This window comes from Hymenobacter actinosclerus, assembly GCF_900111515.1.
Taxonomy (GTDB): domain Bacteria; phylum Bacteroidota; class Bacteroidia; order Cytophagales; family Hymenobacteraceae; genus Hymenobacter; species Hymenobacter actinosclerus.
The window spans coordinates 304971-322201 of the sequence record NZ_FOHS01000001.1; the positions used below are offsets into that span (position 1 = coordinate 304971).

Consider the following 17231-nt stretch of genomic DNA (forward strand, 5'->3'; position numbering starts at 1 on the left):
AACCTCCGGCCGTTTCTGCCGTTAGAGAAGAACCGAAAGCGCCCGGCGCTTTCGGTTTTTTTATTCCTCTACCATAACCCGATACACCATGAGTATTTTTGGAAGCGACGCCCTGAAGGGTAAAAAAATAGCCATTATTGCCACCGACGGCTTCGAGCAGTCGGAACTCGAAAAGCCCAGGAAATACCTGGAAGATGAAGGCGCCGAAACCCACGTCATCTCGCTGAAAAGCGGCTCGATTAAGGGCTGGGACGAGAAGGACTGGGGCAATAAAGTAGACGTGGACAAGGTAATCGGCGACGTGAAGGTGGCCGACTACGATGCCCTGGTACTGCCCGGCGGCCAGATGAACCCCGACGTGCTGCGCACCAAGCCCGAAGTAGTAAGCTTCGTGGGCGAGTTCGTGCGCTCGGGCAAGCCTGTGGCCGCCATCTGCCACGGCCCCTGGACGCTGATTGAGGCCGACGTGGTACGCGGCAAGAAAATGACCAGCTGGCCCAGCCTCAAAACCGACATCAAAAACGCCGGTGGCCACTGGACCGACGAAACGGTAGTAGTCGATGGCAACCTCATCACCAGCCGCAACCCCCAGGATATTCCCAACTTCAACGAGAAGATCAAGGAAGCCCTGGCCGGGAAAAAGTAAGGCAGTAAGCCGGCAAACCACCCTGTCATCCTGAGCACAGCGAAGGACCTATCCAGGAAGCTATATCAATAGATAATAGCTTCCTGGATAGGTCCTTCGCTGTGCTCAGGATGACAGCTCTTTTACCCTCCCAGCTGCGCTGCGAATTGGTGGTAGGCGAAGTAAAAGCCTAAGTCGAAGCACAGCAGGAAGCCGCCCTGCAGCCACAGCGACTGAGCGTAGCCGCGCAGGCGCTCGGGCCGCTCGGCGGTGGCTGCGCGGCGGTGTAGCCAGTAGCCGATGAGCACGTAGCCCACATCGAGACCCACATTGAGCAGCAGCAGGTTCTCGAAGCTGCGCTGAGCGGCCAGGCTGTCGGAGAGCGAGAGGCCGGCGACGCCATTGGGCTGGGCCCGCAGAATGCCCCATACGGCCAGCAGCGTGTTCACCACGTTCCAGGCCACGTTCATGAAGTGGAAATGGTAGGCGGCAGTGCGGGCATCGGTGCGCGACACGCGGTAGCCGCTGACCAGCAGGTTGAGCAGCGCCCAGGCCCCGAGCAGGCCCATGCCGTGCTCGGCCATCAGCTCGCGGGCGTGGTTGATGGCGGGTAAATCGACGGCGGAAAGCGGCATACGGTTGGGGCAGGGAAGAAACGCAAAAAAGGAAGCCCGGGGGCTTCCTTTTTGTTTGTGGGCGGGTGGGTAGGCTAGCGGTTGAAGCCGATGCCGACGTACACCTGGAAAGCGCCGTTCTTGATATCAGAAATGGCCTTATTGCCAGTTTTGGCCAGGTCCTGGTCTTTAATGATTTCGTTGAAGCCAGCCACGTAGCGGCCCCCAATGCGCGCCGGGCCCAGGCGGGCCTCCAGGCCGGCGGCCAGGCCGTAGTCGAGGCTGTTGTAGGCGTAGCTGTATTTGTTGTCGTCGTTGGCAATTTTGCGCTCCACCCCGTTCTCGCGCACTTTAGTCAGCAGCGAAACCTGCGGGCCTACGTGCACGCTCACGTTGTCGAGGAAGTTGTACACCAGCAGCACGGGCACCTGAATATAGTCGAGGCGGGTGTTGTAGGCGCCGACAATTTTTTGGCCCTGGGCGTTAGGCAGGCCGTTGTTGCCGGCAAAGCCCTGGCGGCTGTAGAGCAGCTCGGGCTGAATCGAGAACTTGTCGTTGAAGCCGTACTGGGTGTAGATACCGGCGTGGAAAGTGTTGTAGATGCCTTCGTCGGCGTAGTTCTTCTTATCGTCGCCGCGGAAGTTAGAGGCCGTGAAGCCACCCTTAATGCCGAAGCCGGTGTTGCGCGAGTCGGAGCCGTTGGAGCCAGCCGAGTAGTCGGTAGAGGAGGGCAGGCCGGTGGGGCCGGTGGTTTGGGCCAAGGCGGGTACGCTAAGCAGGCTGGCGGCCAGCAGGGGGAAGGCAAGGTTTTTCATGGTAGCTAAAATCAGAGGAAGAAAAAGGGGAGCAGCCGGACCGTCCGGGTCCGGCTGGGGTTAGTAGTAGCCCTATACTGCCTGATGCGGCGAAGGTTACACGGTGGCCGGCGCCCAAACCAGAATTTTATACCCCGGCTGGCTGGGTTTACCGGGGCCTTGCCCTATCTTTGAGCCTTACGGCCGCCGCCCGGCTGGCTTTATTTGGGGTGTTAGCTCAGTTGGTTCAGAGCACTACCTCGACAAGGTAGGGGTCATCGGTTCGAGCCCGATACGCCCCACACAAAGTATCCGAAGCCGGAAATAACCGCCCCTGTCCGGCGGTTATTTTTGCGTTGAGCCGGTGGCGGCCACCGCCGCGGCCGTACCAAAACCCAGGCCCGGCGCAGCCAAAATGCCCGGCGGCTGGTTAACCACCGGCTCCCGCCCCGTCGTCGGGGCAGGCGGCCCCGTTCCCGAATCACTTCGCCCTGCCTGCCCGCATGCTCTCCATTGCCTGGGACCCCGTGTACGCCCACCCGCTGCCGGCCAACCACCGCTTCCCGATGCTCAAGTACGAGTTGCTGCCCGAGCAGCTGCTGCGCGAAGGCACGGTGCCCGAGTCGGCCTTTTTTGCGCCCCGCCCGCCGCTCGAAGCCGATATCCTACGCGTGCACGACACCGATTATTTCCGCCGCCTGCAGGCCGGCGAGCTAACCCGCCAGGAGGAGCGGGCCACTGGCTTTCCGTGGAGCCCCGAGTTGATCAACCGCGACACCACCATTCTGGGCGGCACGCTGGAGTGCGCCCGGCGGGCCCTGGCCAGCGGCGGGGTGGCCCTCAATATTGCCGGCGGCACCCACCACGCCTTCCGCGACCGGGGCGAAGGCTTCTGCTTGCTCAACGACCAGGCCGCGGCCGCCGCCTACCTGCTGGCCCGGCCCGAACTGGGCGTGCGCCGGGTGCTCATCATCGACCTCGATGTGCATCAGGGTAACGGCACGGCCGCCATTTTTGCTCCCGAGCCGCGCGTGTTCACGCTCAGCGTGCACGGCGCCCGCAACTACCCCCACCGCAAGGAGCAGTCCGACCTCGACCTGCCCCTGCCCGACGGCACCGACGACGCTGCGTACCTGGCGCTGCTGCACGACACGCTGCCCCACCTGCTCGATGAGCAGCAGCCCGATTTTGTGTTCTATCTGGCCGGCGTTGATGTGCTGGCCACCGATAAGCTGGGCCACTTAGGCCTGAGCCGCGAAGGCTGCCGCCAGCGCGACGCCTACGTGCTCGGCCTCTGCCACCAGCACGGCCGGCCCGTGGTGGTTTGCATGGGCGGCGGCTACTCGCCCAACATCATCGACATTGTGGAAGCCCACGCCAACACGTTTCGGGTAGCCGCTGATTTGTGGAGCTAGGGGTGAGATGGTAATAGAGTAAAAGAACGTGTCATTCTGAGCGCAGCGGAGAATCTCGCGTGCCACAGTAATTCCCTGTTATTAGGTCTACCACTGCACGCGAGATTCTTCGCTGCGCTCAGAATGACAGTTTCTGTTCGCTCATTCACCACTCACTACCAACTGCCATCGAAAAGCCCAGCGCCAGCGCAGGGTATAGTTGGTAATACCGGCGGCGGCGAGCAGGGCTTTCAGCTCGGAGCGGGTGAAAGCGCGGGCTACTGACAGCGGTGCATCGTGGCGGACGAGGCGCGAGCCGCCCAGCAGCCGGGTAAGCCAGCGGATGCTGTGGTAGGCCAGCGGGTGGCGATGCAGGTCGTTGACGATGACGGCCAGCCCGGCCTGCCGCTGCCACCGGGCCAGCATCTGCACCAGCTGCGCATCGGAGAAGTGGTGGCAGAACAGGCTGGCTGTGAGGATGTCGAAAGGCTGCCGGGCGAAGTCGGGCGAGAAAATATCGGCCTGCTGGAAGCTGATTTCGGGGTAGGCGCGGGCTTTGGCGGCGGCGTAGTCGAGCATGAAGGCATTGGCATCGATGCCCACCAGCTCGACGGGCACTAGGCGGCGGCGGGCCCAGCGGGCCAGCTGGCGAAGCGTGTCGCCGCCGCCGCTGCCCAGGTCGGCCACGCGTAGGGGCCGCTCGGCCGGGAAGCGGGGCCGCAGCTGCTCCAGCGCATCGAGCACCGGCGCGTAGCCGCCCAGCCAGGTGTTCACGGTTTCCAGCTCGTCGAGGTTCTGTCGCAGCTCGTCGGAGGCCAGCGTCAGGTCGTCCATCAGCTCCTCCTGCTCCGAGCGGGCACGCAAGTCGGCCATGCTTTATTACTGTGGTGAATGAGGTAAATGGGGATGCATGCGGAATATGGGCCGTGGTTTTCGGCTACGAGGCTTCGCTCAACACGCCAAGTTTGCTCTCCACATTTGCCTCATTCTCCATACTTCCTACGTTTACCTCATTCTTCACATTTTCCGCGGCCACCGTCAGCAGCATGGCTTCCAGCGTGAGGCCGGGACCGAAGGCGAAACTGAGCACCGGCGCGCCATTATCGGCCGCCGTGAGCTCGCGCATCAGCTGGGCCAGCACAAACAGCACCGTCGCCGACGACATGTTGCCGTACTCGCGCAGCACCCCGTAGGCGTAGCGGTTGTCGTGGGCGCTCAGGCCCAACGCCTGCTCAATCGACTCCAGAATTTTGCGGCCGCCAGGATGAATGGCAAAGGCCCTGATATCGGCCAGCTCGACCGGCAAATCGGCCAGCAGGCGCTGGGTGAGCTGCCCGATGCCGTCCTGAATCATGCGCGGCACGTACGAGGAGAGCGTCATCTCGAAGCCAAAGTCGTTGATGTGCCAGGCCATATCGGCGTGGCCATCGGGCTCCAGGTCGCAGTGGAAGGCCGTGAGGGCCAGGCTGGGCTGGTGCGCGGCCGACGTTGCCTTAACCAGCACGGCCGCGGCCCCGTCGCCAAACAGCGCGTTGGACACCAGGTGGTCGTCTTCGCGGCTTTTCTGAAAGTGCAGCGTGCACAGCTCCACGCATACCACCAGCACCCGCGCCTGGGGATTGGCCCTGCAGAAAGCGTCGGCCAGTTTCAGGCCATTTACGGCCGCGTAGCAACCCATAAAATTCACGCAGGTGCGCTGCACGTGGCCCGGCAGGCCCAGCGCGCCCACCAGTTCAATATCGAGTCCCGGCGCGTACATGCCGGTGCAGCTCACCGTAATCAGATGGGTAACTGAGTGCAGCTCCACTTCCGGCAGCTGTTCCATACATGCTTGCACGGCCTCCACGGCCAGCGGCAGCGCAAAGCGGCGGTACTCGGCCATACGCCGCCCCACGGCCGGGAAGGGCTCCAGGCCGGGCGTATTCGGGAAAAACTCAAAGTCCCCGTTCACCCGCGCATAATCGGGCAGCACCGAGTAGCGGTGGCCTATGCCCGACACGCGGTACAGGGCCCGCAGCTTGCGGGTGTCACGCTCGTCGAGCTCCAGGGCGGCGGCCATGAAGTCGGCAATCTGCGGTTGCGGGATACGGTGGGGCGGGTTGGCGGTGCCAATAGCACACAAATAACTACTCATCGGGACAGTTTACGTAAAAATCGGGCCGCTTGGGTTACACATTTATGGTAGTTGACTTTAACGCCTAAAATTCCGTGCCGTGGGTGCGCCGCATCAGGGCCCGCACGGCGGCCGGCCAGCGGCGTAACCCGCGCACCGTCAGCTCGCTAAGCAAGGGCTGGCCGAACAGGCGCTGCACGGCCCGCCCCACCTGCAGCCGCTGGCCAAAGTGCGTTTGCCAGTCGGCCGAGTAGGCGGCTTCCAGCTGCGGGCGGCTCAGGCGGCCGCGCAGGAAGCCGTGAGCGTGGGTGGCAGCCAGGCTGGCCCCATGAATAGCCATGGCCATGCCGTTGCCGCAGAGCGGCGTAATCAGGCCGGCTGCGTCGCCGGCCAGCAGGGCGTGGCGCTCCAGGCAGGTTTTGGGGGCGAAGGAAATTTCGTTGATGACTTCGGGCTGCGGGTAGAGCACCTCGGCCGTTTCCAGAATGTGGCGCAGGCGCGGGTTGCGGGCCAGCACGTTGGCTTCGAGCTGCGGAATGGTGCCGTGCGCCTTCAGGTTGCGGCGGGTAGTGAGGTAGCAGAAGCAGAACTTGTCCTCCTCGATGGCCGAAATGCCCGCGTAGCCGTCGGCGAAGTTGTGGAGCGCAATCAGGTCGCGCGGCATAGCGGGATAACGCAGATGGTACTTCACACCCAGATAGGGTGAGCGTTGCGTGAAAAAGGGCCGCGCCAGTTGCCGGTCGAGGGCGCTGCGCTTGCCGTAGGTGCCGATAACCACCCGCGCCGGCAGCCGTTGGCCGTCGGAAAGCACTACGGCGTGGGCGTTGATGGCCGGGTCGAACTCCACGTCGGCCACCGTGGCGTGCAGCACCGTAACGCCGGCGGCCAGCACCCGGTGGTACAGAAACTCATCGAGCACGTAACGGCTGATACCGAAGCCGCCCAGATCGAGCGGGGCATCCAGCAGCTCGCCGGCCGGCGAGCTGACCTGAAACCGGCTGATGCGGGCGGGGCCCAGCGCGGCCGGATCGGCCCCCAGCCGGCGCAGGTAGGGCAGCACCTCGTTCGACACGTACTCGCCGCATACCCGGTGGAAGGGGTACTGCCGCCGCTCCACCAGCGTCACGGCATGGCCGCGCCGCCCCAGGTCGAGGGCCGCGCACAAGCCGCCCAGCCCGCCGCCAATAATGATAACGTCCAACTTATTTCGGAATCTAAAGGCGTGAGGGGAAACGCATAACAAATCTATTCATCGACGATGCGTGCTATTTTATGGCTTTACGGGAATGAGCTGGTATTTTTGTTAACCTAAATTTCCTGCTGGTCGTTTAGTACTAGTCTGCCCGAAGCGGTTTCGGGTTCACTCCATCATGGCGCTATATGCTTGCACTCCTACGTATTTTTCTGCTGACCCTGCTTACTACGGTGGCTTTGGCGGGCCCCTTGGCACCGGCCCAGGCTCAGCCACCCGGCAAAACCGTCGCCGCCGATGAAAAGGCGCTGACCGTATTCCCGAATCCCAGCACGGGCATCGTGCACATCAATATTAACGGTTTTGAGGGCCGCAAGCTCGAACTGCGCGTGCTCAACGTCATCGGCACCGTGATGTACCGCGAGTCGCTCACCGAGCTACGCGACCGGTACACCCGCACGCTCGACCTGAGCAAGTTCGCCAACGGCCTCTACTATGTGAAGCTGGAGGCCGACAACACCAGCGAGATGCGTAAGCTCGTGATTCGCTGAACCGCGTTTTTACCGGCCTGGCGCCAGAGTATCGGATAGAAAAAAGGCCTCTGCGGTAGCAGAGGCCTTTTCTGTTGGTAACCCGGGGCAACAACTATTCGCCGGTGCGTACGGGTACGGTTTGCGGCTGGAACATGGCTTTGAGGTTATCAATCGTATCGAAGGCCAACAGAGCCGTAGCGAGGGCGATGCCCAGGAAAATCAGAAAGGCAGTCATAAAAAAAGGGAAATGAAGGAATAATCCGGCTTGCTGCCCGGGCCGGCCCCGAAAGGCAGCCCGGTGGCGTTGCCGCGCACTTACCTAACCCCAAACAGGCTCTCTTGGTTGCAGTATAATTATGTGCTTGGCCCTGAGCGGCACCGCCGCGGCCGCCGGGCGGCCCCGCTTACGCCGGAAATTCCTCGCGCAGCTGCTGCACCACCTCCGCAACCGTAACGCTCACCTGCCCGACCAGCCGGCCCAGCTGGGGCCAGTCAGGTGGGGTGGGGGTGGCGGCGGCGGCCTCCAGGGCCAGCAGCACGGGGCGCAGGCTGGCCAGCTGCAGCCCTTCGGCCGAGCTTTTCAGGAAGTGGGCCGCCGCGGCCAGCTCGGGCGGTTGGCGCCGCCGCAGGTGCTGCTCCAGCCGCTCTACGGCGGGCGGAGTGGTTTCCACGAACAGATGCACCAGCCGCCGCACGAATACCTCATCGTTGCCCGAGAGGCGGCGCAGCTGCGTCAGGCTGTAAAGGGCCGGGCGCTCAGCGGGCGCGGGTGTGGGCGCGGGCGGTGAGGCCGCCGGGCCGGGCCCGGCCGCCGGCAGCTCGGGAGGCGTGGGCTGCGCCGGGCGGGCCGCCGGGGCGGGGCGCAGCAGGTCGGTGAGCAGCTCAAACAGGGCTTCTTCGCGGAAGGGCTTGGCCAGGTAGGCATCGAGGCCGGCGGCGCGGTAGTGCTCGGCGTCGCCGGGCATGGCGTGGGCCGTGAGGGCCACTACGGGCGTGGCAGCCCGGGCCGGGTGGGGGTGCTGGCGCAGCAGCTGCGTGGTGGCCACGCCATCGAGGCCGGGCATCTGAATATCCATGAGCACCACCGCATAGGCGTGCTGGCGAAACAGCGCCAGCGCCTCGCGCCCCGACGAAGCCGTGTCTACTTCCACGCCCCAGCCGCGCAGCATGGTTTGCACCAGCAGCTGGTTGACGGCGTTGTCTTCGGCCAGCAGCACCCGGTAGCCGCGCAGCCGCCGGAAATCGGGGGCCGGCGCGGGTGGCGCGGGCGGGGCGGCGGGCGCCGGGGCCAGCGCGAGCGTGAAGCGAAAGGCGCTGCCCTTGTTTGGCTCGCTGTCGGCCGTTAGCTGGCCGCCCAGCAGCGCTACCAGCCCCTGCGCAATGCTTAGCCCCAGCCCCGAGCCGCCAAACTCGCGGGCCGTGCTGGCCGAAGCCTGGGTGAAGGGCTCGAACAGTTCGCGCAGCTGCGCGGGCGCAATGCCAATGCCCGTATCGAGCACCGAAAACCGGTACTGCGGGGTGGCTGCGGCGGGGTCGAGGCACTCGTAGGTGAGCAATACCTGGCCTTTGGGCGTAAACTTCACGGCGTTGCCCAGCAGGTTGAGCAGTACCTGCCGGAGCCGGTACGGGTCGCCGAGCACGCGGGCCGGGCCGGCCGCGGCGGGCGGCGGCAGCTGCAGGCGCAGCCCAATGCCCTTGGCCGTAGCCGTGGCCAGCAAAGCCTGGCAGCAGGCCCGCAGCACCTGGTCGAGCTCGAAGGGCACGCACTCGAGCCGCATGCGCCCGGCGCCCAGCTGGGCCATATCGAGCACATCGTTGATGAGCACCAGCAGGTTGTCGGCCGAATCCTGCACGTGGGCCAGCAGCTGCTGCTGTTCGGCGGCGAGCGGGGTTTTGGCCAGCAGTCCGGTCAGGCCCATAATGCCGTTGAGCGGGGTCCGGATTTCGTGGCTCATGTTGGTGAGGAAGTTCTGGCGGGCCTGCGCGTTCTGCTCGGCCGCTTCCTTGGCCCGCTCCAGTGCCTGCTGGGTGCACTTGAGCTCGGTGATGTCATTATCGACCCCCAATACCTGCACGGTGCCGTCGGTGAGTACGAAGGGGCGCTTCACGGTGCGAAACCAGCGCTGCCCGCCCTGGCCATCGGTGAGGGTGGCTTCCTCATCAATCTCCTGGCCCGAGCGCAGCACCTGCTCGTCCTGCCGGCGGTACTGGGCCATGCTCGGGAAGCGGGCTTCCAGCTCGGGCAGCGCGGCCCGCAGCAGCTCCTCGTGCGAAAGGTCGTAGAACCGGGCCGTAGCCTCGTTGGCCAGCACGTAGTTGCCCGCGCGGTCTTTCAGGTAAATCAGGTTGGGTACCGTATCAATCACCTGCCGGAACAGGCGGTTCTGCTCGGCCAGCCGGCGGTTGGCCGAGCGGCGCTGCTCGTCGGTTATCTTCCAGCGCGTGATATCCTCGGCGTTGCTCAGCACCTGCGTTACGCCGCCCTGCGCATCGCGGGCAAAGGGCGCGCTGGTCAGCCGCAGCCAGCGCGTGGCGCCGCTGCGGTGGTGCATGTTGTATTCGAAAGACAGCAGCTCGCCATCGGGCAGCGCGGCTACCTTGGCGTAGTGGTGGCGCAGGGTGTCGGCCTCGGCGGCGGGCATCAGCACTTCGAGCACGCGCGGGCCCATGGCCCGCAGCTCGGCTGCCGGGTAGCCCAGCCGGGCTTCAGCAAAACGGTTGCAGTAGTGCAGGCTGCCCGAGGGCAGGTCGAATACGAATATGAAGCTCGGCAGCGCGTCGTAGAGACGGGTGGCGGCCGCCGCCTGTTCGGTGGCGGCCGCCAGCTGCTGCCGCAGCACGGCCAGCTGTTGCCGGGCCTGCCGCAACTGCCGGGCCTGCTGCCGGAACCGGATAGAGTCCATGAGGAAGAGAAACTAAGGCCAGCGCCGGGCCGGCGACGGGCGCGAAAGCCCGCCGCCAGCCCGGGCGATACGCCGGTAGAATACAGAAGCAGAAGATTCCGGTCCGCTTAACGAACCTGCACTTCCTGGTTCTGAATCATACGGTAAATGGTGGACTTGCCGATTTGCAGCTTGGCCGCTACCTCCAGAATATTGCCTTCGTAACGGTCGAGGTAGTGCTGCACAATGGCCGTCGTCTGGGCCCGCAGCGACTCGTCGGCGGGCAGCGTGCCGTCGAGGCCGCTGGGGGCGGGGTGAGGGCTGCGCAGGGGCAGGTCGGTGGCGGTGATGGTGCCGTTTTCGGCCAGCACGGCGGCCAGCTCCACCAGCGCCTTCAGCTCGCGCACATTGCCCGGAAACGAGTAGCGCAGCAGCTTCTGCCGGGCGTCCTCCGAGAGGGTGCAGGCCGCCAGGCTGTTTTGCTGGCAGAACTCGTGCAGAAATCCTTCGGCCAGCAGCAGCACATCGTCGCCCCGGTCGCGCAGCGGCGGCAGCTCGATGGGCAAGCCTAACAGGCGATAATACAAATCTTCCCGAAACCGTCCCTCGCGTACTTCGCTGGCCAGGTCGCGGTGGGTGGCCACCATCAGGCGGGCATCAAAGGGGATGGCCCCGGTGCCGCCCACCCGGCATACCTCGCGCTCCTGCAGCACCCGCAGCAGCTTGGCCTGCAGGCTGAAATCCAGCTCGGCCACCTCGTCCAAAAACAGGGTGCCGCGGTGCGCTTCCTCGAACCGGCCCACGCGGCGGGCAATGGCGCCGGTAAAGGCCCCCTTCTCGTGGCCGAACAGCTCGCTCTCCAGCAGCTCGCGCGGAATAGCTGCCACGTTTACGGCCACAAAAGCCGCCTCGCGCCGGTCGGATCCGTAATGAATGGCCTTGGCCACCAGCTCCTTGCCAGTGCCCGTTTCGCCCACAATAGACACCGTGATGTTGGTGCGGGCCGCTTTATCGATGAGCGTAAACAGCTGGGCCATGGCCGGACTATGGCCCCGGATGGCCCGCTTGGCGTCGTACTTCTGGCCGATTTGCTTGCGCAGCCGGGTATTCTCGCGGCGCAGGGCCAGCTGCTGCACAATGTTGCCCACCGTGTACCAGAGCCGGTCGGCGGTTTCCTCATCTTTCACCAGGTAATCGTAGGCGCCCTGCTGCAGCAGCCCCACGGCCGTGCGAATGTCTTCCTGGGCCGAAATAACAATTACCGCCACGTCGGGCAGGCGTTCCTTTAACCGGCGCAGCACTTCGTCGCCCCGGCCGTCGGGCAGGGTATAGTCGAGCGTGATAATGTCGGGCGGCTCGCTGAGGCTATCGAGGCAGGCCTGGGCAGTAGCGAAGCGGCGAACGGCGTAATCAGGGTTTTGGGTCAGCTTGTACTCCAGTAATTCGGCGTACCAGGTGTTGTCTTCGACAATAAAAATCGAAATAGGAGCAGGAGTCATGTGGAGGGGTAAAGGATAGAATTTCCGTGAGCCACCCGGTATTGAAACGCGGTGGGGCTATTGGAAAAATTCTATTCTTGAGAAAGTTGTTTTCAGGAAGGCGCGGAAGCAGAGCGATTATACTTGCGAGTATAAGCGGGAATCCGCGGCTTACCAAAAAATCCACATTACGGACAGATATTCCCACAGTGGGACAATAAGTAAAACTTACAATATTCTTAATATATTGATAGTCAAGGCTCAAGATCAGCTATAAGGAGCTGGCCGGGTAGTTGGCAATAGAGAGCAGGCCTGCATACGCATGGCTGTCAACTTATTACTACCCGTCTATGTCTGCTCTCTACTCTTTTTGCACCCGGCGCGGCAGTCGTCCGCTGGTGTTGCTGGCCGCCCTGCTGCTCGCGGCCCAAACTCTTCTGGCAGCTAGTGAGCCCATTTATTCGGCTGGGGGGGCTGGCGGTACCAGCACGAGTACTTTCGGGTTTTGTGTACTTTGTTCTGGAGGGGTACTTAATAAAGCGCTGGCTGCTGATGGAAATTTTAATACGGCAGCTACCATTCAGATACCGTTTTCGGTATTAGGCGGAGGTATCAGGTTGCGGATGGATTTAGCTAAGGAAGCACCTAAGAACTACCGCGCTGGCGTAGTAGTGAGGCGTAACGGCGCACTAATAGGGTTATTAGGTGCAGATATAGCAGGTGGCCTCCGATTACGCACCATTCGAAATTCAGTGGTGCAGGAGTCGATGCCGGTAGAAGCAGGTCTGGTAAAGGCTGCAATAGGACAGGCAGACGATGCAGTGCGGCTTGAGTTTTTAGCTACCAAACCTTTCGACCAGATTGAGCTGGAAGCTGGCTCCTTGCTCTCTTTGGGATTTGACCTCGACGTATTCTACGCCTACGCCATCGACGCCAACGTAATCGAGAAAACGGAGGGCCTGGTGTCGCGCTTTGCCGGTTCTTACGCGGACAATTACAGCACCGCCGTAACCGACGACAATGGCTTGTCGGTTTGCGTGAATAGCGGCGTGAGCAATCCGCAGAATGCGGTGGATAACGACCTGACCAACTATGCCACCCTGGGCGCGTTGCTGGGCGTGAGCTGCCCCTCCACCCTGCAGGTGCAGCTGGAGGGCCAGGCACCGGCCGGCTACGAGGCGGGCTTCGTGCTGGGCTCGGGTGGCGTAATCGACCTGGATGTGCTCGACAACCTGCGCATTACCACCTACCAGGGCGGCGTGAAGCAGGAGCAGGCCATTGGCCGCGACCTGCTGCGCCTGCAGGTGCTGCCCAGCGGCCAGACCGTAGTGCGCTTCACCACCACCAAACCCTTCGACCGCGTGGAGCTGCAGCGCACCAGCTTGGTTGGCGCCCTCGATAACCTGAAGGTGTACTACGGCTTTGGCGTAACGCCCAGCACCTTCCGCGACCAGAACCCGCGGCTCTCCTCCTTCGCCAGCCCGGCCAACAACTACCAGGTAAGCGGTACCGCCAGCCTCGTCAGCAACCCCCAGCTGGCGGCCGACGACAACCTGACCGGCAACGCGGCCAGCGTGGGCAGCCTGGTGGGCCTGCTGACGGCACCCCGCCTGAAGCTGCGCCTCAACGGACCCGGCAAGGCCGGCAACACGGCCGGCGTGGTGCTGGGCCTGGGTACGGGCCTTGCGGATGTTGATGTACTGAAAAATGTGCGCATCAGAACCTACAGCGGGGCCAACGGCGGCACGCTGGTCGAAACGGCCACGGGCGCCAGCCTGCTCAACGTGGAGCTGCTGGCCGGCGGCCGCCGCGAGGTGTCGTTCCTGACCACCCAGGATTTTGATTGGGTGGAAGTGGAATTCGTAACGGGTGTGGCCCTGCTGAGCAACACCAACGTGTATTACGCCTTCGCCGAAGACCGGCCCACCGGCTTCCCGGCTCAGATTGTAACGCCCACCGGCCCGCTGCCCGTGCAGCTGACCGCCTTCGGGGCCCGCGCCAACGGCCTGGCCGTCGATGTAAGCTGGGAAACGGCTACTGAGCTGAACAGCTCCTACTTTGAGGTGGAGCGCTCGGCCGAGGCGGGCCGGGGTTTTGTGCCCGTGGGCCGGCAACAGGCCGCCGGCAACAGCACCTCGGGCCGGCGCTACAGCCACCCCGATGCCGCCGCGGCCCAGCTGCCGGCCGGCGTGCTCTACTACCGCCTGCGTCAGGTCGACCTCGATGGCACCGAAACCTACTCGGCAGTAGTTGCCGTAACGCGCCGGGCGCCGGCCGGGGCGCTGGCTCTCTACCCCAACCCGGCTTCGGCAGGCAGCCAGCTGCGCGTTGGCGGCCTGTCGGCGCTGCCCGAAGGCGGCTACGAGCTGCTGCTGTACTCCATGCAGGGGGCGCTGGTGAGCCGGCAGCCGCTGCATACCGCCGAAGCACTGGTTCCCCATGTGGGAGCAGGCGTGTACCAGGCCGTGGTTTACGACGCGGCCGGGCACCTGATGGGGCGGCAGCGGCTGGTGGTTACGCAGGGCCGCTAGGCTTACCGGCCCCGCTTTGGGGCCGCCCACAAAAACTATTCGTGGTGTTTTATTTTTTCGGTTAATGGCTATGTAAGCCGGAAAGCCCCGCTGGTTGCAGGCCGGCGGGGCTTTTCGCGTAGGCTGAGGGGGATGAGCGGGCCACCGGAATTATGATGGTAACATTCGGGTAACATTTGCGCGTAACCGATTGGTCACCTTTGTTTTCCTCAACCACTCTTCACCCTCACTCTATGTTGCGTACCCTTTCCCGTGTGCTGGGCCTGGCCCTGCTCACCAGCCTGGCCGTTTCCTGCTCCAAAGAAGTTGTGGAGCCCGCCGGCCCCGGCCCCAGCTCGCAAGTCGCCGACCTCACCACCGCTACCCGCGACAACAACCTGGCACTGGGTAACCCCAGCGGCGCCAAAACCGACGCCGGCTTTTACTGGAATTACCTCGTCAGCAAGCCCCAGTACACCCTCTCGTACCACCGCGACCGGGGCACGCCCAACTGGGTGAGCTGGCACCTGAGCAGCGCCTGGCTTGGCAGTACGCCCCGCCAGGACAACTTCGGGCCCGATAACTCGCTGCCCAGCGGCTGGTACCGCGTCAGCAGCAGCAGCTACTCGGGCTCAGGCTTCGACCGCGGCCACAACTGTCCCTCGGCCGACCGCACCGGCTCGAAAGCCGACAACTCGGCCACCTTCCTGATGGATAACATGATGCCCCAGGCGCCCAACAACAACCAGCGCACCTGGGCCGGGCTCGAAAACTACTGCCGCACGCTCGTAAACGCGGGCAACGAGCTTTACATTATTGCCGGCAGCTACGGCAAGGGCGGCACCGGCTCGGCCGGCTACAAAACCACCCTCGACCAGGGCCGCGTAACGGTACCCGCCCGCTGCTGGAAAGTGGTGGTGGTGCTGCCCGTGGGCTCCAACGATGCCGCCCGCGTAACGAGCAGCACCCGCGTTATTGCCATCGATACGCCCAACGACAACGGCATCAGCACCACCTGGGGCAGCTACCGCACCAGCGTCGATGCCATCGAAAAAGCCACTGGCTACAACCTGCTCTCGGCCGTATCAACCACCGTGCAGGCCACCATTGAGGCACGCGTAGACAACGGCCCCACCAACTAAAACGTGGGCCAGCCTGCTGATTCTTAGAAGCAGCCTCCGCACACTTCTTCGATAGGCAAGTTGCGAACCGCTGAGCATAAAAAAAGGAGGCCGCATTCCAGCGCGGCCTCCTTTTTTTATGCTCAGCGGTTGGTGCGGCTATTGGGCACCCTGCTGCTCATCGGCTGCGCCAACGTGGTCTTCGGCGGGCTGGCTGTTCATGAACGAGCGGAACGACATGGCCGCCTCGCTGGCCAGGGAGTTGGCCTGGGCGCCCAGGCGGCGGTCGTTGTGGGTTTTTGCGTTGTTACGGTCGGTGCGCAACTCGGTCTGGTACTGCTCCAGCGGCACCCGCTGCGAAGGCGCCTGCGGGTTGGGTATCACCTCGAACGAGCTGACGTGGTAGGTGTAACCGTTATCGGTAGCCTGGAAACGGAAGGTAAACAACACGCTCAGGTTCTGGTCCTTGCCCCGGTCGTCTACTGGCTTCAGCGTGCCAGTGCCCGTAATCCGGATGGCCGAACTGGCTGGCTCGGCTACCAAAGCACTGGTCGGCGTGTAGCTGAACTTGTGCTGGGCCCAGTCGAGGGCGCGGGCATAAAGTGCGTTTCGGCCGGCGCCCTCTAGTACCACCTGCTCGGTGTAATCGACCCGATCGGGGGCCTGGGCCCAGCCGGTCATCGGCAACGCGAGCATCCCCGCCAGCAAACCTGAAAGTAGTATTTTTTTCATAGTAGTCAGTAGGAAAGGAAGAACAAGAGGCTTAAAAGCAGGTTCTTAACAAATGTAAGCGGTAAATTTAATTCTACAGGGAAAGAGCCTATTGTAATTATGTTAAGATTTCAGCTTTGTCCCCAATAGCCCGGCCCGGCGTGCCGGTTGAGCTTGCCTGAAGCCGCCGCCATGGCAGGTAGCTAATCCAATGCCAGCCCTGGCTGCGAGGTTGCCGGCCTGGCCGGGCCTAGCTTGGCCGGGCTTTCCCGAATTGGGCTAAAAGCAGGAATCAGACAGGGGAGAAGGAGCGGTTTCTACTCCTATATATTGCAGAGGCGTTGCGAATAAATCTTTGAAATTGGATTATAATAGTAATGGCAGATTTGGCGGTTGACGTTGGAGAACAAGCAAAGAGCAAAGGTAAGGCCCTTGGGCTATCTTTAGGAAACATGATTTTTAGCTTAACTCATTTGATTAGCAGGTAAATAGCTATTGTCGACCTAGCGCCTTGTAAAGTGTGAAAATAATGCACGTAACAATTTGGTAACATAAGGGTAACATTAGAAAACTTGCGGGTGTGAGCTGAATTGGTACTTTTGCATAGTGCTTCAGCTAAATCAATACTCCCCGATGAAGCGCGGGACCGAGCGAAACGCCGTCCTGCGAGATGACCGAAAGGTCATTTCCACCGTCGTTTCCTCTGATAATATTTTCGTTTTTCCGGCTTTTCTGGCTCCCACCGCTTCGGCTTTCGAAGCGGTTTTTTTATGCCCCGGCTATTCGTCCGTCGGCAGTCCGGAAAGCACCTGACTTCGATTTCTCCTCTTTCTTCCACCCGCACCGGTACCTGCACCTGCACTACATGACCGTCACCACCGCCCTTGCTGAGCAGATGGTAGCCGTCGCTCCTGCCGCCACCCCCAACGTGAACCCGAATACCGACCCCAAGCGAATGGCAGTGGTTAACGTAGGGAGTGTTTCGTTTCGTGGTGCTTGCAAGTCATTGAAAATTCGCGGTTTAACAAATGGCCGCCACACGCCCCGTATTACAGGCGTAACCGGCGCCGGCATGGCCCGGGTGGCCCAGTGCATCCTTAGCCAGACCAATATCCGCTACTCCGCACCCTTCCTCATCAACCGCGAAAACGTAATCTAGCCTTCCTTTCCAGCAAGCGCCCGGTCTCTGGCCGGGCGTTTTGCTTTATATCAGTTGCCACTTGACAGCTCGTTCTGGACACTGATTAACTGGATACTTAAAAAC

Annotated in this window: 15 protein-coding genes and 1 tRNA gene; 7 read left to right on the forward strand and 9 right to left on the reverse strand. The window is 62.7% G+C overall.

Annotated elements, in window-relative coordinates:
- Positions 1–88: 88 nt before the first annotated feature.
- Positions 89–646, forward strand: a complete 558-nt coding sequence (locus BMY67_RS01295; RefSeq protein ID WP_092767554.1) for a type 1 glutamine amidotransferase domain-containing protein — start codon at positions 89–91, stop codon at positions 644–646.
- A 122-nt stretch (positions 647–768) separates the two neighbouring features.
- On the opposite strand, the gene BMY67_RS01300 is transcribed toward BMY67_RS01295, so the two are convergent.
- A complete protein-coding gene (locus tag BMY67_RS01300) occupies positions 769–1260 on the reverse strand; it encodes a DUF6992 family protein (protein WP_092767556.1) in 492 nt (163 codons plus the stop codon).
- Positions 1261–1334: 74 nt separating this feature from the next.
- Entirely contained in the window at positions 1335–2054 is a 720-nt protein-coding gene (locus BMY67_RS01305) for a porin family protein (protein WP_092767558.1), read from the reverse strand.
- 206 nt (positions 2055–2260) lie between these two features.
- On the opposite strand from BMY67_RS01305, the gene BMY67_RS01310 reads away from it, so the two are divergent.
- Positions 2261–2335, forward strand: a tRNA-Val gene (locus BMY67_RS01310).
- A 201-nt stretch (positions 2336–2536) separates the two neighbouring features.
- Positions 2537–3448, forward strand: a complete 912-nt coding sequence (locus BMY67_RS01315; protein WP_092767560.1) for a histone deacetylase family protein — start codon at positions 2537–2539, stop codon at positions 3446–3448.
- 141 nt (positions 3449–3589) lie between these two features.
- On the opposite strand, the gene BMY67_RS01320 is transcribed toward BMY67_RS01315, so the two are convergent.
- The 3 genes from BMY67_RS01320 to BMY67_RS01330 form a co-directional block, all read right to left on the reverse strand.
- The gene (locus BMY67_RS01320; RefSeq protein ID WP_092767562.1) at positions 3590–4300 is read right to left on the reverse strand and encodes a methyltransferase domain-containing protein; all 711 of its coding nucleotides are present in this window, start codon (positions 4298–4300) and stop codon (positions 3590–3592) included.
- Between the two features lie 64 nt (positions 4301–4364).
- Complete coding sequence (locus BMY67_RS01325; protein ID WP_177189638.1) at positions 4365–5561, reverse strand: type III polyketide synthase; 1197 nt, start codon at positions 5559–5561, stop codon at positions 4365–4367.
- Positions 5562–5625: 64 nt separating this feature from the next.
- Positions 5626–6741, reverse strand: coding sequence for an NAD(P)/FAD-dependent oxidoreductase (locus tag BMY67_RS01330; protein WP_092767566.1), 1116 nt, complete (start codon positions 6739–6741; stop codon positions 5626–5628).
- 179 nt (positions 6742–6920) lie between these two features.
- Between BMY67_RS01330 and BMY67_RS01335 the strand changes: the two genes are divergently transcribed.
- The gene (locus tag BMY67_RS01335; protein ID WP_092767568.1) at positions 6921–7283 is read left to right on the forward strand and encodes a T9SS type A sorting domain-containing protein; all 363 of its coding nucleotides are present in this window, start codon (positions 6921–6923) and stop codon (positions 7281–7283) included.
- Between the two features lie 94 nt (positions 7284–7377).
- Here the strand turns inward: BMY67_RS01335 and BMY67_RS19690 are convergent, their stop codons facing one another.
- From BMY67_RS19690 to BMY67_RS01345, 3 genes are all read right to left on the reverse strand, one after another.
- Positions 7378–7500 (reverse strand): hypothetical protein, encoded by a 123-nt coding sequence (locus tag BMY67_RS19690; RefSeq protein ID WP_262489203.1) that lies wholly within the window; start codon positions 7498–7500, stop codon positions 7378–7380.
- A gap of 169 nt (positions 7501–7669) precedes the next feature.
- Complete coding sequence (locus tag BMY67_RS01340) at positions 7670–10168, reverse strand: PAS domain-containing hybrid sensor histidine kinase/response regulator (RefSeq protein WP_092767570.1); 2499 nt, start codon at positions 10166–10168, stop codon at positions 7670–7672.
- A gap of 107 nt (positions 10169–10275) precedes the next feature.
- Positions 10276–11646: a sigma-54-dependent transcriptional regulator gene (locus BMY67_RS01345; protein WP_092767572.1), complete on the reverse strand. Its 1371-nt coding sequence runs from the start codon at positions 11644–11646 to the stop codon at positions 10276–10278.
- 869 nt (positions 11647–12515) lie between these two features.
- Between BMY67_RS01345 and BMY67_RS01350 the strand changes: the two genes are divergently transcribed.
- Together BMY67_RS01350 and BMY67_RS01355 are read left to right on the forward strand one after the other, a co-directional pair.
- Positions 12516–14156 (forward strand): T9SS type A sorting domain-containing protein, encoded by a 1641-nt coding sequence (locus BMY67_RS01350; protein WP_092767574.1) that lies wholly within the window; start codon positions 12516–12518, stop codon positions 14154–14156.
- Positions 14157–14389: 233 nt separating this feature from the next.
- Complete coding sequence (locus tag BMY67_RS01355; protein ID WP_092767576.1) at positions 14390–15277, forward strand: DNA/RNA non-specific endonuclease; 888 nt, start codon at positions 14390–14392, stop codon at positions 15275–15277.
- A 138-nt stretch (positions 15278–15415) separates the two neighbouring features.
- Here the strand turns inward: BMY67_RS01355 and BMY67_RS01360 are convergent, their stop codons facing one another.
- A complete protein-coding gene (locus BMY67_RS01360) occupies positions 15416–15988 on the reverse strand; it encodes a DUF4468 domain-containing protein (protein WP_092767578.1) in 573 nt (190 codons plus the stop codon).
- Positions 15989–16832: 844 nt separating this feature from the next.
- Between BMY67_RS01360 and BMY67_RS18745 the strand changes: the two genes are divergently transcribed.
- Positions 16833–17126, forward strand: coding sequence for a hypothetical protein (locus BMY67_RS18745; protein ID WP_143069657.1), 294 nt, complete (start codon positions 16833–16835; stop codon positions 17124–17126).
- The last annotated feature ends 105 nt before the right edge of the window (positions 17127–17231 follow it).